Here is a 24999-nt window from a genome sequence, read left to right on the forward strand (position 1 = left end):
GGCATACCTCCTTCAGCGCAGGCCGGCCATTTCTTGCAGCCGGCGCCAGTTCTCCAGCCGGTCCTGCTGCGCCAGTAAGAGTTGTTCATCGGGCCGGCCCTCGGCGTCGAAATGGCGCGCAAAGCGGCCCTCGGTACGCGCAAAACTTACGAAGTCGCACGGCTGATTGCTCTTGGGATCCGTGTACCAGTCTTCTTTCATCGCCGGATTCCCGCGCAGGCTCAGGCGCTCGCGGATGCGCTCACCGTTGCGCGGGTCATAGACCAGCAGCGGGAAGGCGCGCGATTCCACCGCCATCCGGGCGTGGATCACGGACTGGTCATCCGGCACGCCGTGCTCCGGCTGACAGGTGGAGTACGCAATCACGACCGCCGGACCGGGGAACTCGTTGGCGGCCATGACCGCCTTATAGAAATGATTCAGGTGCGCGGGCGTGGTCTGGGCCACGAACACGTTGGGATGCGCCATCAGTACCTGCGCCAGCTCCTTGCGCCGTTCACGCTTGCCCGGCTGGGCTTTTCCCACCGCCGCCATCTTGGCGTCCTGGCTGGTGAACGTCGCGGTCGAGGTCTGTCCGCCGGTGTTGGAGTAGACCTGGGTGTCGAGCACCAGCACTTTGATGTCCATGCCGGAAGCCAGCATGCGCGAGAGCGATTGCAGTCCGATGTCGAACATGGCGCCGTCGCCACCCACCGTCCACAATCGCCGCTTCTGATGTCCTTCCTGGTCCCAGCGCAGGCGGATGCCCATGGCGTCCGCGGGGGCGTTCTCGAATAGCGAATTCGTCCACGGCACAGCAAAGGGATTGAACGGGTAAGTGGAGCCGTAGACCGTGTTGCAGCCGGTGGCGGCCACGATGCCGATCTGGTCGGCTCCGTACACGAAGCCGGTCGCGGCCAGCATGAGCCGCAGCGCCGTGGCTTCGCCGCATCCCATGCAGGAGCCAGCTCCGCCGGCATAGAGCAGGGCTCGCGAGGCCAGCATCATGTCGCCCAGCGACTTCTCGTTGAGCAGGTGCGCCGGAGTCTCTGGCAGGGCGTGGTACAGATCCATCGCCAGGTCGTACGATTCGAGGGAAAGTTCCTGTTTCGGCGACATGTGCAGTGCGTTGTGCGAGCCGCAGGCCACGACGCACTCGCCGCACCCTTTGCACTTGTCGGGATCGATGAAAATCGAGAACAGGCCGCCCGGTTCGCCGCGCTTCTGTGGCAGATCGAAATACTTGCTGGTCTGGACGAACCGGGCGCGCAGTTCGTTGCGCAGATCCGGGCGCTCCACGCGCGACAGTTTCTCCTCCAGCGCCGACGGCAGCACCGCCTTGGCCAGGATGGCTGTGTCCGGGCACTGGTTCACACATTCCATGCAGCCCACGCAATTCGCCGCTGTGAGCACAGGGATCTCCGGCGCAAGATTGCGGAAGCTGCGCAGGACAGCGGTTGAAGGCGGCATGAAACTGCGCGCGACGTACTCGTCCGCCTCCAGTTCCTGTTCGCGTCCGCGGTTGTAGCCCGCCACTACGCGGTCGCAGAACTCGGGCGCCACTACGTCGGGCGCACCCGGACAGTGCCACTGCGGGTGATGGACGGAAAGCACGGCTGGGGCGGCGTCTTCGTCTCCCGCGGGGGGCACGACCTCGATCACCTCGTGGTAGCCGCGGCCCGCCGCTGTCAGATTGTCCTGTACGACTTTCTCGCCTCGCTTGCTGAAGTATTTCTCCAGCGGGCCGCGCAAGGCCGTGAACAGTTGCTCCTCGCTCAATCCGGCGCGTTGGCGGAAAGGCGTCAGGCGGAGGAACGCTCCCAACAGCACGATACCCTGCATGCGCACCTGCAGATCGGCGCGGCTGGCCGACTCGCGCGCGATGCGCAACGCGTCCAGCGCATACAGTTTCAGCCCGCGTTCGCGGATCGTGCGCCGTGCCGCCGCCGGCAGCCAGCGCCACACTTCTTCCGGCGGCAGGCTCGACTGCACCAGCACTGTCCCGCCCGCCTGCAAGCCCGCCAGCGGGTCCGAGTTCAAGAACGCGTTCTGGTCCTGCAGGGCGACGAACTCCACTGTGTTCAGTTCGGCGTGCAGCCGGATGGGTTGGTTCGCCAGCGTCAGGAAGTAATTCGTCGGCAGTCCCTTCTTTTCCGAGCCGTACTTGGGGAAGGCTTGCGCATAGACGCCGAACAGGTCGGAGGCTACCGAGGCCAGCACCTTGTTCGTGGTCACCGACCCGAAGCCGCCCACCGAGTGCCCGCGCAGCGAGTACGAGCCCGCCGGACGGACATCCGGATCTTCCGTGGCGTCCAGCGCTTCCGGATGCTTCACACCCAGCACGAAGCGGCGGCGCGTGTCGCCTCCCATCATGGCTTCCACCGTAGCGACGAAGTGTCCCGGACGGATGTCGCGCCCGCCCAGCCCGGCCACGCCGGAATACACCAGCGGCATCGGCAGCCGGCTGAACTCGCCGTCGCCCATCTGCGCGTCCGCCAGCGCCGCCTTGATTTCCGCTGTCAGGGGGTTGGATTCAGCCAGCGGAACGTCGGCGCGTTCGATGACGGCGAAGGCGCGACAGGGGAAGAGCAGCTCGGCCAGCTCGCGCGCCGGGAAGGGACGAAAACTCACCACCGTCACGGCGCCCACGCGCAAACCGCGGCCGCGGAGGAAATCGACCGTGGCTTCGGCCGTGTCCATCATCGAGCCCATACCCACCAGCGCGTACTCGGCGTCTTCCATGCGGTAAGGTTGCACGAACCCGTACTCGCGCCCCGTCAGCTCGGAGTACTCGCGCATGGCCGCGGCCAGCGCCGGCGCCACCCGATCGTAGAAGTAGCGTTGCGCTACCTTGCCCTTCATGTAGCTGTCCTGGTTCTGCACCGGACCGCTGAGCAGCGGATGCCGCGGGTCGAAAAGATTACGCAGGCGCGCTCTCGGCGCGCCCACGAGGTCGCGCATCAGTTCTGGCTCGGGCAGATTCACGGTTTCCAGGGTGTGCGTGGTCAGGAAGCCGTCCTGCACGTTGAGGAAGGGAGTTTCGCTCTCTTCGGCAGTGCGGCGCGCGATCAGCGCCAGGTCGGCGGCCTCCTGCGCGTTGCGCCCGAACAGCATTCCCCAGCCGCAATCGGCCACGCCCATCACGTCATCGTGCCCGCAGTGCACGTTCAGCGAGTGCGAGGTCAGCGCCCGGGCCCCGATGTGGAACACCACCGGCAGCCGCTTGCCGGCAATGACGTACAGCACTTCCTTCATCAGGATCAGGCCCTGCCCGGAGGTGAAGTTGGCCACGCGCCCGCCGGCCAGCGCGAACCCCTCGCAGGCCGTCGCCGAACTGTGCTCCGACTCCGGCTCCAGGAATTGCAGCGCCTCGCCCCACAGGTTTTTGGTGCCGTTGGCAAACTCCTGCGCGAACCCGTCGCCCATCGGGGTCGAGGGAGTAATGGGATAGGCGCACGCCCCCTGCGCAATGTGAGATTCCACCCAGACCACGGCGCCCGAACCGTCGGCCGTCGTCCGGATACCCGGATACGGCGGCTCGGCCTTTGGGCATTCCGGTGGCGGTAGGATGACTTCCTTCAGTAGCGACATGACGTCTCCGATCTCGACCAACTATCAACTTTAAGCCTACGGCCCGGGACAGGCAGGACACCGTGACAAGAGTCACATCGGGGTGTGACTCGCGTTACCTGTGTGCTTTACCCACGGACTGTCACCCCTGCTCGTGACCTCAATCACAGACGCTCACAGCCGCCGGTGGTGCAATGAACCCAGCGACGGGAGGTGTGCTGTGACCCTCGCGAATCTTCTTCTGATCGGCGCGCTCACTCTGGGTGGGCTGCTGGTTCTGTTGCGCCTGGTGCTGGCGATACGCTCGTATCGTCGCTTCCACGGCAAGATGCTGATTACCTGTCCCGAAAGCCGCACGCCCGAAGCGGTGGATGTCGAGGCCGGCCGCGCTGCCCTCACTGCCCTGGTCGGTACGCCGCACCTCCGCCTCAAGGACTGCACCCGCTGGCCGGAACGCGCCGACTGTGGCCAGGACTGCCTCACCCAGATTGCCGATCATCCTCAGGATTGCCTGGTGCGGAACATCGTGGCCCGCTGGTATGAAGGCAAGGGCTGCGTTTTCTGCGGCAAGTCCATCGCCACCGTCGATTGGCTCAAGCAGCGGCCCGCGCTGCTCTCCCCCGACCGCCGTACCGTGCAGTGGGACGAGGTGCATCCTGAGCGCCTGCCGGAAGTCTTCGCCACCCACCAGCCGGTGTGCTGGAACTGCCACATTGCCGAGTCCTTCCGGCGCGAGCACCCCGAGCGCGTCGTGGATCGCCCCCCGCACGACACCACCTACGTGGCCTGAAGCTGCCAGTCACATCTACCGGTGACATCAGTCACAGCCTGCTGCGACGCGCGCGCTTATAAACGACCACAAGCCTGACGGGGCGTGAGTGAGCGGCTCTGCTTCCGGCGCTGCGCATCGCTCCCAAGTCCGGGCCGTGAGATTCCGGTCCAGGAGAAGCGAACCATGGCGACTGCGGCTTCTGCATATCAGGGCAAGTGGGTTCCCAGCACCTGCGGCATGTGCCTGCACGGATGCGGCATCAAGGTGCTGGTGAAGGACGGCGTGGCGCTCAAGATCGAGGGCGACCCCACCAATCCCGACAACCTGGGCAAGCTGTGCCCCAAGGGCAACGCCGGTCTGGCGCGCCTCTACGACGCCACCCGCATCCTGCATCCCATGAAGCGCACCAATCCCCGGAAAGGCCCGGGCGAGGATCCCGGCTGGATCAAGATCTCCTGGGAAGAAGCCTTCGAGATCACCGCCCGCGAGCTGGGCAAGATCCGCGCCGACGACCCGCGCAAGCTGCTCTGCGCCATCGGGGACTTCCAGCGCATCGTGCTCTGGGGATGGCCGGCGGTGTTCGGCTCGCCGAATTTCTTTACTTCCCTGGGCAATTACTGTGGCGGTTCCTACCACCCGGTGAACGGATCCGTGGATGGTTCCTTCGCCGCCATCAACGACTACGAGCGCTGCAATTACTGGATCCAGATCGGCTCCGGCGACGGCTTTTCCTCGCACCTGCACGTTTCCGGCAGTTCCAAGCGCATGGCCGATGCCCGCATGCGCGGCATGAAGCTGGTCGTTCTCGACCCGCGATGCTCGGTAGCCGCCGCCAAGGCTGACGAATGGATTCCGATTCTGCCGGGCACCGACCGCGCCTTCGTGCTGGGTATGGCCCACGTGCTGGTGCACGAACTGAACCGCTTCGACCGCGAGTTCCTGCGCGACCGCACCAATGCTCCCTATCTCGTCCAGGATGATGGGCACTTCTTCCGCGGCGAGGACGGCAAGGCCCAGGTGTGGGACACCCGCACCGGCGCCCCGGCCGCTTGGGACGCCGTCCCGCCGGAGGCCATGGCGCTCGAAGGCGTGTTCCTGGTGGACGGCCGGCGGCTCCGTACTGGTTTCCAGCTCTGGAAAAACGTGCTGGTGAACTGCACGCCCGAGCGCATGAGCGAGGTCACTACCGTGCCCGCGGCCACGATCCGTCGCATCGCCCGCGAGTTCGTGGACGCGGCTCAGATCGGCGCCACCATCGAGATCGAAGGCAAGACCTATCCTTTCCGCCCGGCGGCGCTCAATTACTACCGCGGCTCGCAATCGCACGCCAACGGCCTTTTCGACAACCTGACCTACAAGCTGTTCAACATGCTGGTGGGCAATCTCGATGTGCCCGGCGGCCACCTGGGCGTGCCGCTCGACCATCGTGGCTTCTTCGTCAGTCCGGGGGAGGACGGCATGCTCAAGCCGGAGCCGCACCAGCTCCACCCGGCGCCGCCCTTCAAGTATCCCCCGGATTCCACCCACCTGATGGAATGGTTTCCCATCGGCTTCGACGCCGGCCAGCTCAACACCGAGACTCTGCTCGAGCCCGAACGTTTCGGCCTGCAGTACCGGCCCGAGGCCATGCTGCTCTACCACTCCAACCCGCTGTGGAACATGCCCGAGACGGACAAGGTGGAGCGCATCATGCGCCGCATGAAGTTCGTGGTCGCCATCGACATCCACCGCACGGAATCCACCGAGTGGGCCGACGTCTTCCTGCCCGACCAGACGTTCCTGGAGTCCACACTGCTGAATTGCCTGGAGCCGCCCGTGGTTACCGGGCACTCCGTGCGCCAGCCGGTGGTTGAGCCGCTGGGCGACACCAAGGACGCCTACGAGATCCTCACCGAACTGGCGGAGCGGCTGGGCTTCCGCGACGATTGGAACGACCTGCTCAACGTGGTCTGCGGCTTCACGCAAAAGCCGCAGTACCTGCTCGACCCCGAGAAGCGCTACAGCGTCGAAGAACTGTGGGACCGCTATGCCCGCTCCATCTACGGCGACGATCACGGCCTGGAATGGTTCAAGCAGAACGGCCACGCTGTCCGTCCGCGCACCGCCGATGAGACCTTCATGCCCTATGGCAATCTGCGCGTGCCTTTCTACTTCGAGTTCATCCAGCGCACCGGCGAAGATCTGCGCAAGAAAATGGAACAGGCCGGCGTTCAGGATTGGCCGTTCGACAACTACAAGCCGCTGCCGTTCTGGAAGCCTTCGCCGGTCATCGAGGATGGCGCCCGCGGCTATCCCTTCTACGCCATCACCTTCAAGGAAGTGCTGCACACCTTCGCTGACACGGTGGTGATGCCCTGGCTCACGGAAATCAGCGAAAAGGACGCGGTGCACGGTGGCATCCTCATCAACTCAAAGACCGCCGCGAAGTTCGGCATCCGCACCGGCACCCGCATTCGTCTCACGTCACCGGCCGGCTTCATCGAGGGCGTGGCCCAGGTGGTGGAGGGCATCCACCCGCAGGTGCTGGGAGTCAGCAACGCCATCACCCGCGAGTTCGTCACCAACCGCGAAGTGCGCGTCAAGGGCAGCCACTTCAACCGGCTGCTCACCGGCTCCATGCGCTACACGGATAACGCCACCGGCGGCCTGGAATCCACCGCGCGCGTGCGTTTGGAGATCGCCCCGAAATGGGGCCAGGAGGCTCACGATGCCGACGATTGATGTGGCCGCGCTGGGCACGGCGCGCAAGCTGCTCGGTTTCTCACGGCGCACCGTCCCGTTCGAAGAGGGTACGGTAGCGGATCTGCTGCGCTCGCTCGACACCCTCGACGGCGGCAACCTCTACGCCTGCCTCACCTGCGAGGGCCGGCTGCGCGGCGATTTTGCCGTCCTGGTGGACGGCCTCAGTCTCAAACCCGATCAGCTCGACCGTCCCCTCCAGGGCGGCGAGCAGGTCGTGACCATGGCGATTCTGCGTCATTTGCACGGCGGTTAGCGGGGAGGAACGTATGGCCCGACTGGGAATGGTGATCGACCTCAAACGCTGTATCGGCTGCAACGCTTGCACCGTGGCCTGCAAGCAGGAGAACGGCACACCCGCCGGAGTCCACTTCGCCCGTGTCATCACCCGCGAAGTGGGCACCTACCCGCAGACCCGGCGAACCTTCCTGCCCGTGCTCTGCAATCACTGCGACGACGCCCCCTGCGCCCAGGTCTGTCCCAGCGGCGCTACGCATATCCGCGCGGACGGAATCGTCATGGTGGACAAGGACGTCTGCATCGGCTGCCGCGCCTGCGCCGTAGCCTGCCCCTACATGAACCGCCACTACATCGAGCGCGGCCTGCTCGCCCACGGCTACAGCGGGGATGGGGTCAGCCCGCTGGAGGCGGTGAAGTTTACCCAGTTCGAAGAGGGCACCATGACCAAGTGCACGTTCTGTGCCCACCGCGTGGATCAGGGTCTGGAGCCGGCCTGTGTGGTTACCTGCCCGACCGAGGCGCGCATCTTTGGCGACCTCGACCAGAAAGACGGACGCCTGCGGCGGTTGATCCGCGAGCGTAACGGCTGGACGCTCCTGCCCGAAGCCGAAACCAAGCCCAGCGTGTACTACCTGGACGAATAGAGTGAGGGAACCATGAGCGCGCAATCTTCCATCGCCATCGCGCCGCACCGCTTCGCTTACGGCTACTACCGTCAGAGCTGGTGGAACTGGCTGATCGGCACTGCCTTTTTCTTCGGCGAGATCGGCGCCGGCCTCTTCCTGGTTTCTCTGCTCACCGGGCCTGCGCTCGGCATGCTGGTGGGCTACCTCATCGTCATGGCGGGCAAGAACACCGCCCACCTCATGTACCTTGGCCGGCCCGCCCGCTTCTGGCGCGCCGCCATGCGGCCGGACCGCTCCTGGATCGCGCGCGGCATCTGGGCCACCGGCATCTTCGGCGCGAGCGGAGCCCTTCTGCTGCTGCCGCAGTTTTTCCCGCTCCCGTGGCAGCCGCAAGGAGCGACCGCTTCCGCCGTGACGTGGTTGGCCGGTCTCTCCGCCCTCTTCATCATGTTTTACGACGGCTTCGTCATGAACTCGTCCCGCGCTATCCCGTTCTGGAACACCGGCATGCTCCCACTGCTGTGCCTTACCTATGCCGCACTGGGCGGAACTACTCTTTCTCTCACCCTGCGCGAACTCACCGGCCTCGGCGAGGCGGCGCCCTCGCTTCTCGTCCAGGTCGAATACATCCTGCTGGTCACCAACTTCGTGCTGCTGGCCATGTACCTGGCGCACATGTGGGACTGGTCTCCGGCCGCCCGCGAAACGGTGCGCATGCTGGTGGTCGGGCGCTATGCCCGCTTCTTCCTTGGCCTGGTGCTGGCCGTAGGACTGGTGGCCACTCTCCTGCTGGCCGTTGTGCACAGCCGCATGCACGCCACCTGGCTGGCCATCCTCATCGCCGCCTGCGAGCTTACCGGCGACTTCGCGCTGCTCATGGTGTTGCTGAAATCGGGCTTGTTTTCTCCGCAGACCGCTCCTGCATTCCGCAGCTCCTGAACCGCGGCTGTTTCCCGGACTTCGCCTGTGGTAAGGTGCGCGCCACGGGTGTGATTCCCCGGGAAAGGAACACGGCCATGCTGCCCTCGCAGTTCGAGCAATTGAAGAAGGACTACCCCGAGGTCTGGAAGGCATTCACCGAGCTGGGCGACCGTTGCCACCACGCCGGACCCCTGGACGACAAGACGCGCCGTCTCATCAAGCTGGCGCTGGCCGTCGGCGGCGGCCTGGAAGGTGCGGCGCATTCGGCCGTGCGCAACGCCCTGGCTGCCGGCATCCAGCCCGAGGAGCTCCGCCAGGTGGCTCTGCTGGCGGTCACCACGCTCGGCTTCCCGGCCGCCATGCGTGCGCTCACCTGGATCGCCGACCAGACGCAAAACCAGGGCTGACGCCCTGCGGCGTCACGCGGGTTGGTGATATAGTCGGCTTAGGCGGTCGTCATGCGGACTCCCTACGGCCTGCAGATCCTGGACAGTTGCCTCACCTGTGAGCTCAGGGAGAAGCGCCTTTTTTGCAATCTTTCTCCTACCGCCGTCAGGGACCTGGAAGCCATCCGCTCCACCGCTTCGTATCCCGCGGGCGCCGTGTTGTATGTGGAAGGCCAGAACCCGCGCGGGGTGTTTATCCTGTGCCAGGGGCGGGCCAAGCTCACCGCCTCTTCGGCCGAGGGCAAGACGCTCATCCTGAAGATTGTGGAGCCGGGTGAAGTGCTGGGGCTGAGCAGCACCGTCTCCGGCAAGCCCTACGAGGCCACCGTCGAGTTGCTCGAGCCCACCCAGGTCAACTTCATCCGCCGCGACGAGTTCCTCAACTTCCTGCGCCGCCACGGCGATGCCGCCTTGCGCGTCGCCCAGCAGCTCAGCCAGAACTATCACACCGCCTACCAGGAGATCCGCACGCTGGGCCTGTCGCAGTCCGCCTCGGAGAAGCTGGCCCGCCTGTTGCTGGAGTGGTCGGCCAACGACAACTCCGGCCGCGGCCTGAAACTGAAGCTCACGCTCACCCACGAAGAGATCGCGCAGATGATCGGCACCTCACGCGAGACCGTGACCCGCGCTTTCGCCGACCTCAGAAAACGCCGCTTTATCGAAGTCCGCGGCGCCACGGTCACCATCCGCGACCGCACCGCGCTCGAAAGCCTGGTCGGCGCTTAAGCTCCTTCCCGCTCGGCATTCGTGGCTTGCTGCCGGCCGCCCTTGCTGGCCGCCAGCCCGGCTTTCGTTTCCCTCCCGCCACCTGTCTCATGTGCATCTGTCACTTTTCGGGGTGACTTAAGTCACAGCGCTCGCCCTAGCAAAGCGATATCAATAGTCCTAACGAGGCAAGCCAATGTCCCACATCCAGCATGCCGACCGGGCTTTCGCTTCCCCGGCCGACGCGGATCCCTGGCACGACCTGAACGGCACTCGCCAGGTGCGCCGCTACCCGGAAGGTGCGGTTCTGTTCGAGGAGGGGCGGATGGCCGAGGGCGCCCTGCTGGTGCGTTCCGGGCGGGTCAAGCTCTCGGTGTCCTCACCCCGCGGCAAGACCCTGCTGCTGGAAGTCGCCGGCCCGGGCGAGATGTTGGGCCTCAGCGCCGTGCTCTCCGGCCGCCCCCATGAGGTCACCGCCTGCGCCATTTCGCCGGTGGAGGCGGTGTTCTTCCCCCGCCAGGAGTTCCTCCATTACCTGGAGGACCACCCCGATGCCTGCCTGCGGGTCGTCAGCCTCCTCACCACCGACCTCGACGCCGCCTACGACCGGGTGCGCAACCTGCATCGACGTTAACTCGCCTTCGCTGCCGCCTTGTGACATTTGTCACATCCCCGGGTGACGCGAGTCACGGTTCTCGGCCCTTCGGTCCCTTATTCTCGTCTGCGTGGAGGGCAATCATGAATCTGGACCCGAAGAAGACGGTTGGCGAACTGGCCCTGGAAACGCCCGCGCTCTTGCCGGTGTTCGAAGAGCTGGGTATCGACTACTGCTGCGGCGGACAGGTTCCCCTGGAGCAGGCGTGCCGCAAGGCGGAGGTCCCCGTGGAGCAGGTGGCGCAGCGGCTGGAAGAGCGCGCCGCCATCGCCCAGGAGCGGGAGCGCGACTGGATGAACGAGCCCTTGTTCGGGCTCGTCGCTTATATCGTCAATCATCATCATTACTTCACGCGTCGCGAAACCGCCCGTTTGGAAGAGCTGCTGCGCAAGGTCTGTGACGCGCATGGCGAGAAGCGCCCCGAGCTGTTCCGTATGCGCGACCTGTTCCGCGCGCTCTCCGGCGAGTTGCACATGCATATGGCACGCGAAGAGCAGGTCTTGTTCCCCTACATCACCGACCTGGAGAAGCGCGTGACACGGCATGAGCCCGTCCTGCCTCCTCCGTTCGGTACCGTGCTCAACCCCATTCGCATGATGATGCACGAGCACGATTCGGCCGGGGAAACGCTCAAGGCCCTTCGCAGCCTGGCCGCCGGCTACGCCGTTCCTGCCGAGGCCTGCATGAGCTGGCGCGCTCTCTACCAGGGACTGCAGGAATTCGAGCAGGACCTGCATCGCCACATCCACCTGGAGAACAATCTGCTGTTCCCGCGCGCCGCCAAGCTCGAGGAAAAGGTGGAGACCCGCGCGGCCACGGCCTGAACTCATGGTGACTGTTGCGGCACGTCCGGGGTTCACGATGTCGAAAGCCATCACGGTGCGCGAGTGGGACGCCGAGAGCTTCCACGCCCGTGTGCTCGCTCTCGAAAAGCAGGGATACGTGGCGCGCCGCGAAACTTACAGCATCCGCGCCGAAATGCATCCCGAGACCGGCTGGATCGTCCATCTGCACTCCATGGAGATGGTGAAAGAGGAAGAGGAGACCAGGAGCTGAGCTGTAGCGCCGGCATCCTCGCCGGCTGTCGTGGCGGCATCTTGTCGCCGCTCACACAGGGAAGGCATTCATGAGGCAGGCGAATCAGGTCCGGAACAGAGGGAGCGTGCGATGGATCGCGAAATGATGGCCGTGCCCCGGCGTCCGTTCGACTTCAACCAGCGCCCGCTGGTGCTGATTTGGGAAACCACCCAGGCCTGCGATTTGACCTGCGCCCACTGCCGCGCCTGCGCCCAGCCCTTGCGCCACCCGCTCGAGCTCTCCACCGTCGAGGCTCGCGGCCTTATCGACCAGGTCGCCGCCTGGGAAGTCCCGGTCTTCGTGCTCACCGGCGGCGATCCCCTCAAGCGCCCCGACATCTATGACATCGTCGAGTACTCCGCCGAGCGTGGCGTGCGCGCCTCGCTCACTCCCAGCGCCACCCCGCTGCTCACGCGCGAGGCCATCGAGGAATTGAAGCGCCGCGGCCTGGCCCGGCTGGCCGTCAGCCTGGACGCTTCCACGCCCGAGATCCACGACGCTTTCCGCGGCGTGCCCGGCGCCTGGGAGCGTGCCCTGTCCGCCGTGCGCTGGGCCAGCGACTGCCATCTGCCCCTGCAGATCAACACCACCGTCACCCGCCGCAACCTCGACGACCTGGACAACATGGTCGCCCTGCTCGACCGCTTGCACATCGTGCTGTGGAGCGTGTTTTTCCTGGTGCCCACCGGCCGCGGCCAGCTCGAGGACATGATCTCGCCCGACGAAGCCGAGCAGGTCTTCCGCAAGCTCTGGTCGTACGAAAGTTCCGGCCGCACCCGCTTTCACATCAAGACCACCGAAGGCATGCACTACCGCCGCTTCGTGCTCCAGCAGAAGGCCGCGGCCCGCGCCAATGGCGAGGGCTCGGTCAACGGCGCCATCTTCGAAGAGATTGCCCGCGCCCGCCAGGGCGTCAACGACGCTAAGGGCTTCATGTTCGTTTCCCACGTCGGCGAGGTCTATCCCAGCGGCTTCCTCCCGCTCTCGGCCGGCAATATCCGCACCCAGCCGCTGGCCGAGATCTACCAGCGCTCGCCCCTGTTCCTTTCCCTGCGCGACCCCAGGAATCTGAAAGGGAAATGCGGCCTGTGCGAGTTCAACGACATCTGCGGAGGCTCCCGCGCCCGCGCCTACGCCACCTCCCGCGACGTCTTCGCCGAGGAGCCCTGCTGTGCCTATCTGCCGGGTCTTTACCGCCGCGAGGCCTCTGCGCCCGCAGCCGGCTAGCGCTGCAACCGTCATCCGTCGCTGCCTTTGGACAGCCACGTGCACTTGCAACCGGGGAGTTGTTGCCAGAACCCGATTCAAAAGAACTTAGGGGCCTTTTGCATCCAGAACCCGGACGCCGTTGTCTTGATTCCGGACGACGCGCGGGTGTGCCCGTGCTGCGGGCGCTCCTCCTGTTGAATCTGGACGCTTGTCGGGAGTACATTCTGCGGCAACAGGTCCGCAGCCTACGTCGCCTCGTTTCTGCGAGCGCCCGGCCCACGGGGGTGCTCGCGTGAGCCAGCGAATCCCGCACGACCGCGAGGCTGCCCATCGCCGGCTGCTCGACCGCATCCCGGTCGGCACTTTCCGCAGCACCGTGAGCGGGCGCATCCTGGAATGCAACCAGACCTTCGCCGACATCTTCGGCTATGACTCGCCGGAAGAAGCCTGCTCGGTCCCGGCCCTCGCCTTTTATGTGGACCCGGCGGAGCGAGAGGCGGCCATTGCCCGCCTGCGTCGGGACGGCTCGCTCACCAACTTCGAAGGCCTCCTCCGCCGCAAGGACGGCGCCCTCGTCTGGACCCTGGAAAACTGCACCCTCGTCTCCGACGAGGGCGGCCAGGAGGTGATTGAAGGGACCACCATCGATATCACCGCCCGCAGGCAGGCCGAGGCGGAGCGGAACAAGCTGGCTGAGCGCGATCACGCCCTCGTCCAGGCCATCGGCCAGATTGTTTACGAATGGCGGCCGGGCATCAGCTTTGTCTGTGAGGGCGATCTCTCGGGTGTGCTCGGCTACTCGCCTGAGGAGATGGGCGCCGACATTGAAAGCTGGACCAGCCGCATTCATCCCGATGATGTGAAGCGTGCCGTCACTGAACTGGAGCAGTGCACGCTCGAGCGCAGAAACTATTCTGCCGAGTACCGCTTCCGCCACAAGGACGGCGCCTACCGCTGGATGAGCGACCAGGGGGTTTGCTTCTTCACCCCCGGCGGCGACCTGGAGCGCATGATCGGCGTCTTCAGGGACATCACCGCCCGCAAGCAGGCCGAAGAGAAGCTCCAGGCGAGCGAGCAGCACCTCCGCCGCGTCCTGGATGGGCTCGGCCCGCACATGTTCGTGGCCTTGCTGACTCCGGACGGCAAGGTCCTCGAAGCCAACCGCAATGCCCTCGAAGCCGCCGGATTGCGCAGCGAGGACGTCCTGGGGAAGCCGGTCGAGGAAACCTACTGGTGGTCGTACGCGGAATCAGTGCAGCAACAGTTGCGTGCGGCGGTTCAGCGCGCGGCGGCCGGAGAGACCGTGCGCTACGACGTGGACATACGCGTGGCGGCAGGCCGGTTCATCACCCTCGACTTCTGCATTCATCCTCTGCTCGGTCTCGACGGCACCGTCGAATACCTGGTTCCTTCCGGTGTGGTCATCACCGAGCGCAGGCGCGCGCAAGAAGCGTTGCGGGCGTCGGAAGAGAAGTTTCACAAGGCCTTCCACGCCGCCCCCGATGCCCTTTCCATCGCCCGTCTCGACGACGGCCGCTTCCTCGAGGTCAACCAGGCCTTCGAGCGCATGACCGGCTATAGCCGCAGCGAAGTTCTGGGCCGCAACTCGCTGGAGCTCGGCATCACGGTCGATCCCCATCAGCGCGCGGCCATGGTGGAGGCGCTTCGCCGCCAGGGCAGCGTCCGCGACCTCGACTTCTATTTCCGCACCAAGCAAGGCAGGGTGCGCTTCGGCCAGTTGGGCGCGGAACTCATCCGGCTTGCAGACCAGGATTGCTACCTCGTCGTGGCCCGCGACATCACCGAGCAGAAGCAGGCCCAGGAAGCCCTCCTCGAAAGCGAAGACCGCTACCGCGATCTGATCCAGAACAGCGAAGACCTCATCTGCACCCACCTGCTCGGCGGCCGCATCCTCTCCGCCAATCCTGCCGCCTCTCGCATCCTGGGCTACGAGCTGCCGGATCTCCTCCGCATGAACATCCGCGACATCCTGGCCCCCGAGGTTCGGCCCGCCTTCGACCAGTACATCGACCAGTTGGAGCGGGAAGGCTCGGCCCGCGGGCGCATGCTCGTCCAGACCCGCAGCGGCGAAAAGCGCATCTGGGAGTACGCCAACACCCTGCGGTCCGAAGGTATGGCGAGCCCCATCGTGCGCGGCATGGCCCACGACGTCACCGAGCGCGAGCGCGCCCAGCAGGCGTTCCGCGAGAGCGAAGCCCGCTTGCGCCTCTCCGCCGAGGCTGCCAACGTCGGCCTGTGGGATTGGGACTTGCTCACCAACCAGGTCGTCTACTCTCCCCAGTGGAAGAGCCAGATCGGCTATGCCGAGGACGAGATTTCTGATTCCTTTCAGGAGTGGGAGACTCGCGTCCATCCCGACGACCTCGAACCCACGCTGCAAAAGGTCCGCGCCTTCCTCGCCAACCCGCAGGGCAAACACGAGGCCGAGTTTCGCTTCCGCCACAAGGACGGCTCCTATCGCTGGATCTACACCCAGGCCGACGTGCTGCGCGACACCCGCGGCAAGCCCGTGCGCATGCTGGGCTGCCACCTCGACATCACCGAGCGCAAGCGCGCCGAGCAGAAAATGCGCGACAGTGAAGCCAGCTTCCGCCTGCTGTTCGCCAGCAGCCCTCAGCCCATGTGGGTCTTCGACACGGAAACCCTCTCCTTCCTCGAGGTCAACCAGGCCGCCGTCCGCAAATACGGCTACTCCCGCGACGAATTCCTGCGCCTGCGCATCACGGACATCCGCCCGCCCGAAGACGTTCCCCGTCTCCTGGAACAGCTGCGCGCCGCGGACCGCGGCGAATACGAACTGCGTCCCGGAGAGTGGCGGCACATTCTCAAGGACGGCCGCATCATTGACGTCGAGGTCGTTTCCCACGACCTGGAATTCGGCGGACGCCCTGCGCGCCTGGTGCTGGCCACCGACATCACGGAGCGCAAGCGCATAGAACGCGACCTGCGGGATAACGAGCAGCGGTTCCGGTTGCTGGCCGACACCGCTCCGGCTGCCATCTATCTCCAAAATGCCGACGGCTTCATCTACGTGAACCCGGCCGCGGAGGCCATCTCCGGCTACTCGCGCGACGAGCTCCTAGGCATGGGGCCCTGGGACCTCGTCGGGCCGGAACGGGCCGCGGCCATGCGCTCTTTGGCCACCTCGCGCCTCAGTGCCGACCGGCCTCAGGACCGCTACGAGACTTCAATCGTGCGCAAAGACGGAGAGCTTCGTTGGGTCGATTTGTCCGTCGACCGCCTCGAAGTCCGGGGCGGGCGTTTGATTCTGGGTTTCGCCGAAGACATCACCGAGCGCAAGCGCGCACAAGAGGCTCTCCAACGGGCCGCCGTCGAATGGCGTCAGACCTTCGATGCCTTGCAGGCCTGCATCCTCGTCCTCGACGGTGACGGGCGCGTCGTCCGCCTCAACCGCGCCGCCGTCGAGTCGCTGGGCGGCGAACTCAGGACCTACCCTGGACTGCGGCTGGCCGAAGTCGGCAGCGGCCCGCTCTGCCAGGCCGCCGCCCAACTCGCCGCGCAGTGTCAACTCCAGGGCGAACGCTTAACCTCCACCATCACGGACTCTGCCTCCGGCACGGTATGGGACGTCGCCGCCCTTCCGCTGGAGCTGCCACGAACCGGCGCCGGCACGCTGTTGGTCCTGCGCGACATCACCGAGACCGTGCGCCTGCAGGAAACCTTGACCCGCCAGCAGACCCTGGCAGCGCTCGGCAACCTGGTGGGCGACGTCGCCCACGAGGTTCGCAATCCGCTGTTCGCCATCTCTGCCACCGTGGATTCCTTCGAGGCCCGCCACGGCCAGAAACCCGAGTACGAACGCTACCTCACGCCCCTCCGCCGCGAACTCGCTCGCCTCGAGGCGCTGATGCGCGACCTGCTCGAGTACGGCAAGCCCGTCAGCATGCAGCTCACTCCCGTCCCGCCCCGCGACGTCGTGGCCCAGGCCTTCATGTCGTGCGAGGCCCTGGCACGCCGCGCCGGCATCACCATCGAAAACCGTGTACCCAAAGACCTTTCCGGCGTCGCGATGGATCGTGACCGCATGGCCCAGGTCTTTCAGAATCTGCTGGAAAACGCCATCCAGCACACGCCCACCGGCGGAAAGGTCATCATCGAGGCCGCGCTAGGTTCCATGGATTCGCAACCTTGGCTGGAGTGGCGTGTCCGCGACTCCGGCCCGGGCTTCACCCCGGTCGATCTGCCGCGCGTCTTCGAGCCGTTTTACACCCGGCGCAAGGGAGGAACCGGCCTCGGACTCGCCATTGTGCAACGCATCGTTGAGGCCCACGGCGGCACCGTCACCGCCGCCAACCATCCTGATGGCGGGGCCCTCATCACCGTACGCCTGCCTGCCGGTCAACAGCGCCCCGAAGCCTCGCTCCCGGCTCCCAAGCCCACGGCGAGCAGCGCGGCACGGTCGGCTTCTCAGGTGGAAGGACTCTGAGGGAAAGGCCGCAGAGGGCCGGCCGGCCCGAAAGAACCCTCGCCCACTCCACCTTCAACGAACCTCCTTCGTGGCTCCAGCATCCAAATACCGTATAATCGTCCTCAGAAGGCGGCCGATTTCGGGCGAGTTCACCAAAGCAGGGATCAGATAGGAAGATGTCCAGGCGACTGAAAGCCATCCTCATAGGAACCTCCGCAGTAGTGGCGTTGTTTGCTGTTCTGGGCGGGTTGGGCGTGCGCGCGGCCTCGGGCGACGGCGCCTATCGCCAACTGGGCGTCTACGGCGAAGTGCTGCAGCGCATCCGCAGCGAGTACGTCGAAGAGCCCAACATGACCCAGGTCACCGACGGCGCGCTGCACGGTCTGGTGGAGTCGCTGGACGCCAATTCCAGCTACCTGAATCCCTCCGAGTATCGCCTCTACAAGCAGCACCGCGCCGACGGCAAGGGCAACATCGGCGCCACACTCTCCAAGCGCTTCGGCTACGCGGCGGTCATCTCGGTCATCCCCGGCGGTCCGGCGGCCAAGGCGGGCGTCGAGGGTGGGGACATCATTGAGGCCATCGACGGTCGCTCCACCCGCGAGATGTCCCTGGCCGAGATCCAGAACCTGATGCCCGGGCAGGTGGGTTCCAACATCACCTTCTCCATCGTGCGTGCCCGCCGCAACGAGCCGCAGAAAATCACGGTCACGCGCGACCTGGTGCGTGTCCCGCCGGTCTCCGAGCGCGTGCTCGAAGGCGACGTCGGCTACCTCAAGGTCGAGACCCTGGGCAAGGGCCGCGCCCAGGAGATTGCTTCCAAGATCCGCGCTTTGGAGAATGCCGGCGCCAAAAGCCTGGTGCTGGACTTGCGCGGCGTCGCGGAAGGCGAACTCTCCGAGGGCGTCGCCGTAGCCAACCTGTTCCTCGACCGTGGCGTTATCGCCTACCTCGAAGGGCAGAAGTATGCGCGTGAGACCTTCACCGCCGATCCGGCCAAGGCCATCACCAGCCTGCCGCTGGTCGTGCTGGTGGACCGCGGTACTGCGGGCGCAGCCGAGGTCGTTGCCGCAGCCGTCCTGGAGAACGCTCGCGGCGATGTGGTCGGCGGGCGTACTTTCGGACTGGGTTCGGTGCAGAAGATCATTGAGATCGGCGACGGGTCGGCCCTCATCCTCTCGGTCGCCAAGTACTACTCGCCCGGCGGCAAGGCCATCCAGGACAACGCCGTCACTCCCAACGTGGTCGTCGCTTCCGCCCAGGACCAGTTCGACCTCGAGGGGGAGGGCGAGGCGGAAGGTCCCGAGGAACCCGCCAAACCGGGCGCACGCGAGGATGACGTCCTGAAGCGCGCCCTTGATCTCGTAAAAGGCCGCAAGTCGTAGGGGTTCAGAAGGTCTCACATCCCGGGCCTCGGAACGATGGTTGTGGTGTCCAATCCTCTGAGAACTGGGACACTGAGAACTGAGAACCGAGAGCTGGCCTTTCTCTAGCCACTAGCCACTGACCACTAGCCACTGTATTCTTGGTATGCTCCGGCACGCGTAGTAGTAGATGGAACCCTTCGAGTCGCTAACCCCTTCCGAACAGGCTCCCCGCAGGAAGCTGGTCGGCAAAGTCCTGATCGCCTTTCTGCTGATGGCGGCGGTCGTGGCCGGCGCCGGCGCCGGCCTGCTGCTCGTCTACACCACCGACCTGCCGCAGGTCGCCGAACTGGAGCACTATCGGCCCAGCGCGGTCACCGAGCTCTACGACGACCGCGGGCGCGTGATCGGCTCGTTCGCGCTGCAGCGGCGCATCATCGCCTCCTATGACGACTATCCGGTAGTCCTGCGCGAGGCCATCCTCTCTATCGAGGACAAGGAGTTCGAGAGCCACTGGGGCGTCAATGTCTGGCGCGTGGCCGGCGCGGCGTGGCGCAACCTGGTCTCCGGCCGCATGCAGCAGGGCGCTTCCACGCTCACCATGCAGCTCTCGCGCAATCTGTTTCTTTCCCCCGACCGGAAACTGGGCCGCAAGATTCAGGAATCGCTGCTCGCCATCCAGATCGAGCGCCGCTTCACCAAGGCCCAGATTTTCACCATGTACGCCAACCAGATCTATCTGGGCCATGGCAACTACGGTTTCGAATCCGCCTCGCAATACTACTTCTCGAAACCGGCGCGCGACCTGACGCTGGAGGAAGCGGCGCTTCTGGCCGGGCTGCCGCAGAGCCCGGAATCGCTCTCTCCCATCAATCGGCCGGAGCGCGCGCTGGCCCGCCGCAACCTGGTGCTCAACGCGATGCTGGAGGACGGAAAGATCACCGCCGAGCAGGCCACGCGCGCCAAAGCCTCGCCCATCCGCCTGAAGGTAAACGTTCCCACCAACAGCCTGGCGCCCTACTTCGTCGAGGAAGTTCGCCAGTACCTGGAACGGAAGTACGGCAGCGACGAGGTCCATCGTGGCGGCCTGCGCGTCTACACCACGCTCAATCTCGAACTGCAGAAAGCCGCCAATAAAGCGGTGCTCGACGGCCTGGCTGCCTACGAGCGCCGCCACGGCTGGAAGGGCAAATTGCGCAATGTGCTGCGCATGGGCGAAACCCTCGAGGCCTGGCGGCATCCGGACTGGAGCGAACCCATCGAGCCGGGCAGCTACGTGCATGCGCTGGTTACCCAAGTGACACCAGCCACCGCGACTGTGAAGCTGGGCAAACGGATGGCGGAGCTGGCGCCTTCCGATATCGCCTGGACCGGGCGCCGCTCCCCGGACAAACTGCTCGAAGTCGGGGACATCGTCTATGTGCGCGTCGTCTCTCTGGAGGGCGCGGACCGTGCGAAGGCCGTCCTGGAGCAGGATTCCGGCGCGCAAGGCGCGTTGCTGGCCATGGACAACGCGACCGGCGACATCAAAGCCATGGTCGGGGGCCGCGACTTCGATGAATCCAAGTTCAACCGCGCCACGCAAGCCCTGCGCCAGGTAGGCTCCTCCTTCAAGCCCTACGTCTATACGGCCGCCATCGAGGAGGGCATGTCGCCGAACGACGTGGTCATCGATGCGCCGACCGTATTCGTTTCCGGCGGCGGACCCTACGCGCCCCGCAACTACGACGGCAAGTATGAAGGCGCCATCACGCTGCGACGGGCGCTGGCCCAGTCGCGCAACGTGCCCGCGGTCAAAGTGGCCGAGGCGGTCGGGATCAACAGAGTCATCGACACGGCGCGACGCTTTGGCGTCACTTCACCGATGCCGCCCTACTTGCCGGTGGCGCTGGGCTCAGCCGAAGTCACGCTCGCCGAACAGACGGCATCGTTTGCCGTCTTTCCCAATGACGGCGTGCGCGTGACTCCGCATTACATCCGCCGCGTCACCGATTACGACGGCCGCGTGCTGGAGGAGAACTTCCCCGAAGTGCGCGACGTCATCTCCGCCCGCACCGCCCGCATCATGACCATGATGCTCCAGGGCGTGGTGCAGTTCGGCACCGCCGTGCGCGCCAAGTCGCTGGGCCACGCGCTCGCCGGCAAGACCGGCACCACCAACGACTTCACCGACGCCTGGTTCATGGGCTTCTCGCCCTCGCTCACCTGCGGCGTCTGGGTGGGCTTCGACGAGAAAAAGACCCTGGGCGCGAGGGAAACCGGCGGGGTGGCCGCGCTGCCTATCTGGATCGACTTCATGAAGGTGGCGCTCGAGGGGCGCGACGGCGAAGAGTTCATTCCCGCGCCGCCCGTGCCGCCCACCGCCATCGCCCAGAAAATCGATACGCCGGACGAAACCCCGGGCGACGGGGAAGCGCATTAGTGGGAATCAGCCGCCAGCCGAAGGCTCGGCCCTAAGGAAGACCCCCTCCCCCTATACCCACGGTCTTTGAAAACACAGGAGTTACAGGCTGTGGTCTGCGGAGAATCCTTGATTTCAAAGAGCTTAAGTCCTCGGTCTTTGATTCCCAAGGACTTAGCGGTATGAGAACCGCACAAAATAATAATATCACTTAAGAAAGCAGCTGTCAAGAGATTTTTCAATGGAAAAAGTAATGCGAGGCGGCTAGCAGGCCGCAGGCCCGCAGGGCCGAAACAGATTAGCCCAGCCCGTAAGGGCTGGGTCAGGGTAGGGGTAGGATGCGGCGAGCCCGCGGAGCGGGCGACACAGGGAGGCAACGTGCCGCAATCCTTTGTCAGCAACAATCTGCACATCATCTTCAGCACCCGCGAGCGCCGGCCGATGATTCCGCGGGAGATTCAAAAGCGGCTATGGGCCTACCTCGCTGGGATTGCGAGAAACATCGGAGGGCATCCGATGGCGATTGGCGGAACCGAAGACCATGTGCACATACTCGCGGCGTTGCCGGCGGATTTGTCGATCGCCAAAGCCGTGAACCTGTTGAAGTCGAATTCGTCGAAGTGGATGGGGGAGCAAGGGCGTGAGTTCGCGTGGCAACGAGGGTATGGAGCATTCAGCGTGAGCGTCTCGAATCTGGCGAGCGTGACGGAATACATCGAGAGCCAGGAGGAACATCACCGGCGGAGGGATTTCAAGCAGGAATTCATTGCCTTGTTGAAACGCCTCCGGATCGAGTTTGATCCGCGGTACCTGTTCGAATAGTGCCGCCCGGTTCGCGGGCTTTATCGTTTCTTCGCTTGCGGACCCAGCCCTTACGGGCTGGGCTAATCTGTTTCGGCGCTGCGCGCCTGGGGATGACCTCTAACATCCGTGACATGGGGCCATTGCTACCACGTTCCATGCCCATATTCTGGAGTCTCAAATGTGTGTGATTCAGAGCCGCCGATTGTATCCCGCAGCGTAAGCACACAACTCAGAAAGTGTGTGTCCTTCTCAGGGATGTCGTTGACGAAGAAGACAAGCTGACCTGGGCCGATTGTCTTCTCGGCCTCCACCGTTAAAACATCACCGGGCGCCAAGTCTGTGCCCGCTATTCCGACGTGCGCGGTAGTTGTTTGAACCCCCGTCTTGCGCAGTTGCCGAAGGTCGGAATAGCTCTTTTTCAGTTCGGGGATTGCTAAATCAAATTTATTGACGGTCGAATGCCGATTGCCGCGGTTTTCAACCAACAGCTCGAGTCGAATACAGATACCATGCACTGCTCGCGTGTTTGGATCCGCCAAACGGTAGAACATGGATCGGCGCGGATGTATGACAAGTTCTGCACCGCGTTGCGCCAGGGAACCCACCCTTTCTTGTAGCAGCTGAATCTTCTCCTCCTGTTGAAGGAAGAGTCGAAAGGAAGCAACAAAGAATGCAACGGCGAATACAACAAGGGGCACCCAGCGAGGAAATCTGGAAAGCGTGAATAAAAGGCAGGAAGGTAAGTTGCAATTGTAGAGCCGAAGCCAAGCACCGCGAGGGTGGCCAGCCACCACTGACGAAATAGAGCTCCAGAGAAGCGTCGAAGATCTCTGTACATGGCCAATCTCTACCGACGGTTGGGGCTAGCGCGCCGCGCCTGCCATCCGAACTTCCTCCACCGCCGCGAAGCACTGGTCGAGGATGCGCGCGGCCTCGTCCACATCGCTCCGGGCGATGTTGAGCGGCGGCGACATGCGAATGACGTTGCCGTGCAGCCCGCCGCGGCCGATGAGCAGGCCGCGCTTGCGCGCTTCTTCCATGAGGGCAAGCGTAGCTTGCGTGGCCGGCTCTTTCGACTTGCGGTCGGCCACTAGCTCCAGCGCCTGCATCAGGCCCATGCCGCGCACGTCACCGATCAGCGGGTGCTTCTCCTTGAGCTCTTCCAGCTTTTCCCGGAAGTAGCCGCCGACCACGGCCGCGTTGGTGCGCAGGTCATCCTCCTCGATGAGATCGATGACCGCCTTGGCGGTGACGCAGGTTACGGGGTTCCCGCCGAAGGTGGAGATGGTCAGGCCCTGGAAAGAGTCGGCGATCTCGGGCCGGGCGACGGTCAGGCCCACGGGGATGCCGTTGGCCAGCCCCTTGGCGGAAGTGAGGATATCGGGCTCGACTTCCCAGTGCTCGATGCCGAACCACTTGTGCCCGGTGCGGCCCCAGGCGGTCTGCACTTCGTCGGCGATGAAGTCGCCGCCGTACTGCCGCACGATGTTGAAGGCCAGTTTGAAGTATTCCTTGGGCGGAGTGATGAAGCCGCCGACGCCCTGGATGGGCTCGGCCAGCAGCGCGGCGATGCGGCCCGAAGTCGAAGTCTGGATGACCTGCTCGATGTCGTTGACGCAGGCGATGTCGCACTCCGGGTACTTCAGACCCAAGGGACACCGGTAGCAGTAGGGATTCATGGCATGCACGATGCCGACTTCGATGGTGCCCTTGCGCCAGGTGTGCAGGCCGGTCATGGCACGGGCCATCGACGAGCGGCCGCTGTAGCCGTGGCGCAGCGCCACGATCTCGAAGTTGCCGGTGTGCATGCGCGCGACCTGCACCGCGGTCTCATTGGCCTCGGTGCCGCTGTTCGTAAAGAACGATTTCTTGAGCGCGCCGGGCGTGATCTCCGCGATCTTTTCCGCCAGCGCCACCATCGGCTCGGTAGGGAAGCAGGTGGAGACGTGCTGGAGCTTTTCAATCTGCGCCCTGGTTTTTTCGGTGATGCGCGGGTTGGCGTGGCCCACGCTGATGGTGACGATGCCGCCGAAGAAATCCAGGTACTTGCGCCCGTCAGTGTCCCAGACGTGCTGCATGAAGCCGCGGTCGAGCGGCAACGGCTCCTGATAGTAGGTCGCGACCGAGGGGAAGATGAATTCCTTCTGCTTGCGCACGATCTCTTCGCGGGTCATGAGCAGAGTCCTTTCCGCGGACGCGTGCGGCGTTCGCCGGGAAATGAAGAAACACATCTTCTCACGGAAGCCGCGCTCTGGCACACTGGCTTAGAACGATGACGGCGAAGAGCGTCTTCCGCGGACTGCTGCTGGGTGTGGCGCTGGTCTTCGTGGCCATGGTGTCGGGATTGCTGGCCATGCGCTGGGCCATCCACGGGCACGAAGTGGAGATCCCCAGGCTGGTGGGCATGGCGCCGGTGGAGGCGGAGCGCCGGCTGCGTACGCAGGGATTGCGGCTCGAAATCGAAGGCCGTTTCTACAGCGCCGACGTGCCCGAAGGGCACATCGTTTCGCAGCAGCCGCCTGCGGGCACGAAAGTGCGCGGCGGATGGCGCGTGCGGGTGGCGGTGAGCCTGGGCTCGCAGCGCGCCGAAGTTCCGAGCGTGGTGGGCCAGAGCTTGCGCGTCGCCGAGATCAACGTGGTGCGGCGGGGGCTGGAGGTGGGCAACATCGCCGTCGTACATCTGCCCGATCTGCCGGAAGACCAGGTGGTGGCGCAAAGCCCGCCGCCCTACGGCGGCCCGACCGCATCGCCGCGTGTGAACCTGCTGGTGACCGCGCCGCGCGATACGGAAGCCTTCGTCATGCCCGACCTGGTGGGACAGCCGCTGGCCGAGGCGTCAGCGGCGGTGGAGCAGGCGGGGCTGCTGGTGGGCAACGTCACCGTGGTGTTCGGCGAGCCCAAGACCGGGGATCCAACCTCCATCGCCAAGCCCACCGTCGTCAGCCGGCAGATGCCGGCGCCGGGCACGCGGGTGACGCCGGGCACCGTCGTGCACTTCGAAATCACACGCTGAGACGCAGGAGACACAGCAAGGTGCGCCT

19 protein-coding genes are annotated in these 24999 nt (G+C 64.9%); 16 read left to right on the top strand and 3 right to left on the bottom strand.

What is annotated here, in order from left to right; all coding sequences use genetic code 11:
- Positions 1-12 precede the first annotated feature (12 nt).
- A complete protein-coding gene (locus VNK82_12095; GenBank protein ID HXE91690.1) occupies positions 13-3570 on the bottom strand; it encodes a 2-oxoacid:acceptor oxidoreductase family protein in 3558 nt (1185 codons plus the stop codon).
- Between the two features lie 199 nt (positions 3571-3769).
- Between VNK82_12095 and VNK82_12100 the strand changes: the two genes are divergently transcribed.
- From VNK82_12100 to tnpA, 15 genes are all read left to right on the top strand, one after another.
- Positions 3770-4339: a hypothetical protein gene (locus tag VNK82_12100; protein HXE91691.1), complete on the top strand. Its 570-nt coding sequence runs from the start codon at positions 3770-3772 to the stop codon at positions 4337-4339.
- Between the two features lie 165 nt (positions 4340-4504).
- Positions 4505-7042, top strand: a complete 2538-nt coding sequence (locus VNK82_12105; GenBank protein ID HXE91692.1) for a molybdopterin-dependent oxidoreductase — start codon at positions 4505-4507, stop codon at positions 7040-7042.
- Positions 7029-7316, top strand: coding sequence for a MoaD/ThiS family protein (locus tag VNK82_12110; protein ID HXE91693.1), 288 nt, complete (start codon positions 7029-7031; stop codon positions 7314-7316). The genes VNK82_12105 and VNK82_12110 overlap by 14 nt, the downstream gene beginning before the upstream one ends.
- A 13-nt stretch (positions 7317-7329) precedes the next feature.
- A complete protein-coding gene (locus VNK82_12115; GenBank protein ID HXE91694.1) occupies positions 7330-7944 on the top strand; it encodes a 4Fe-4S dicluster domain-containing protein in 615 nt (204 codons plus the stop codon).
- A gap of 12 nt (positions 7945-7956) precedes the next feature.
- Positions 7957-8865 carry a DmsC/YnfH family molybdoenzyme membrane anchor subunit gene (locus VNK82_12120; GenBank protein HXE91695.1) on the top strand — a complete coding sequence of 303 codons (909 nt, stop codon included), beginning with the start codon at positions 7957-7959 and terminating at the stop codon, positions 8863-8865.
- A gap of 77 nt (positions 8866-8942) precedes the next feature.
- Positions 8943-9254 carry a carboxymuconolactone decarboxylase family protein gene (locus VNK82_12125; GenBank protein ID HXE91696.1) on the top strand — a complete coding sequence of 104 codons (312 nt, stop codon included), beginning with the start codon at positions 8943-8945 and terminating at the stop codon, positions 9252-9254.
- A gap of 51 nt (positions 9255-9305) precedes the next feature.
- Positions 9306-10019: a Crp/Fnr family transcriptional regulator gene (locus VNK82_12130; protein ID HXE91697.1), complete on the top strand. Its 714-nt coding sequence runs from the start codon at positions 9306-9308 to the stop codon at positions 10017-10019.
- 175 nt (positions 10020-10194) lie between these two features.
- A complete protein-coding gene (locus VNK82_12135; GenBank protein ID HXE91698.1) occupies positions 10195-10632 on the top strand; it encodes a Crp/Fnr family transcriptional regulator in 438 nt (145 codons plus the stop codon).
- A gap of 104 nt (positions 10633-10736) precedes the next feature.
- Positions 10737-11477, top strand: a complete 741-nt coding sequence (gene ric, locus VNK82_12140; protein HXE91699.1) for an iron-sulfur cluster repair di-iron protein — start codon at positions 10737-10739, stop codon at positions 11475-11477.
- A gap of 37 nt (positions 11478-11514) precedes the next feature.
- The gene (locus VNK82_12145) at positions 11515-11709 is read left to right on the top strand and encodes a hypothetical protein (GenBank protein ID HXE91700.1); all 195 of its coding nucleotides are present in this window, start codon (positions 11515-11517) and stop codon (positions 11707-11709) included.
- A gap of 111 nt (positions 11710-11820) precedes the next feature.
- Positions 11821-12957 (top strand): TIGR04053 family radical SAM/SPASM domain-containing protein, encoded by a 1137-nt coding sequence (locus tag VNK82_12150; GenBank protein ID HXE91701.1) that lies wholly within the window; start codon positions 11821-11823, stop codon positions 12955-12957.
- 274 nt (positions 12958-13231) lie between these two features.
- A complete protein-coding gene (locus VNK82_12155; protein ID HXE91702.1) occupies positions 13232-17407 on the top strand; it encodes a PAS domain S-box protein in 4176 nt (1391 codons plus the stop codon).
- A 158-nt stretch (positions 17408-17565) separates the two neighbouring features.
- A complete protein-coding gene (locus VNK82_12160; protein ID HXE91703.1) occupies positions 17566-18774 on the top strand; it encodes a S41 family peptidase in 1209 nt (402 codons plus the stop codon).
- A gap of 169 nt (positions 18775-18943) precedes the next feature.
- The gene (locus tag VNK82_12165) at positions 18944-21175 is read left to right on the top strand and encodes a PBP1A family penicillin-binding protein (protein ID HXE91704.1); all 2232 of its coding nucleotides are present in this window, start codon (positions 18944-18946) and stop codon (positions 21173-21175) included.
- Positions 21176-21532: 357 nt separating this feature from the next.
- Complete coding sequence (tnpA, locus tag VNK82_12170) at positions 21533-21976, top strand: IS200/IS605 family transposase (GenBank protein ID HXE91705.1); 444 nt, start codon at positions 21533-21535, stop codon at positions 21974-21976.
- Between the two features lie 125 nt (positions 21977-22101).
- Here the strand turns inward: tnpA and VNK82_12175 are convergent, their stop codons facing one another.
- Positions 22102-22509, bottom strand: coding sequence for a hypothetical protein (locus VNK82_12175; GenBank protein ID HXE91706.1), 408 nt, complete (start codon positions 22507-22509; stop codon positions 22102-22104).
- 312 nt (positions 22510-22821) lie between these two features.
- On the bottom strand, positions 22822-24132 hold the full coding sequence (locus VNK82_12180; GenBank protein HXE91707.1) for an aspartate aminotransferase family protein: 1311 nt from the start codon (positions 24130-24132) through the stop codon (positions 22822-22824).
- A gap of 98 nt (positions 24133-24230) precedes the next feature.
- Between VNK82_12180 and VNK82_12185 the strand changes: the two genes are divergently transcribed.
- Entirely contained in the window at positions 24231-24971 is a 741-nt protein-coding gene (locus VNK82_12185) for a PASTA domain-containing protein (GenBank protein HXE91708.1), read from the top strand.
- Positions 24972-24999 lie beyond the last annotated feature (28 nt).

Source organism: Terriglobales bacterium, from assembly GCA_035573675.1.
Taxonomy (GTDB): Bacteria; Acidobacteriota; Terriglobia; order Terriglobales; family Acidobacteriaceae; genus DATMAB01.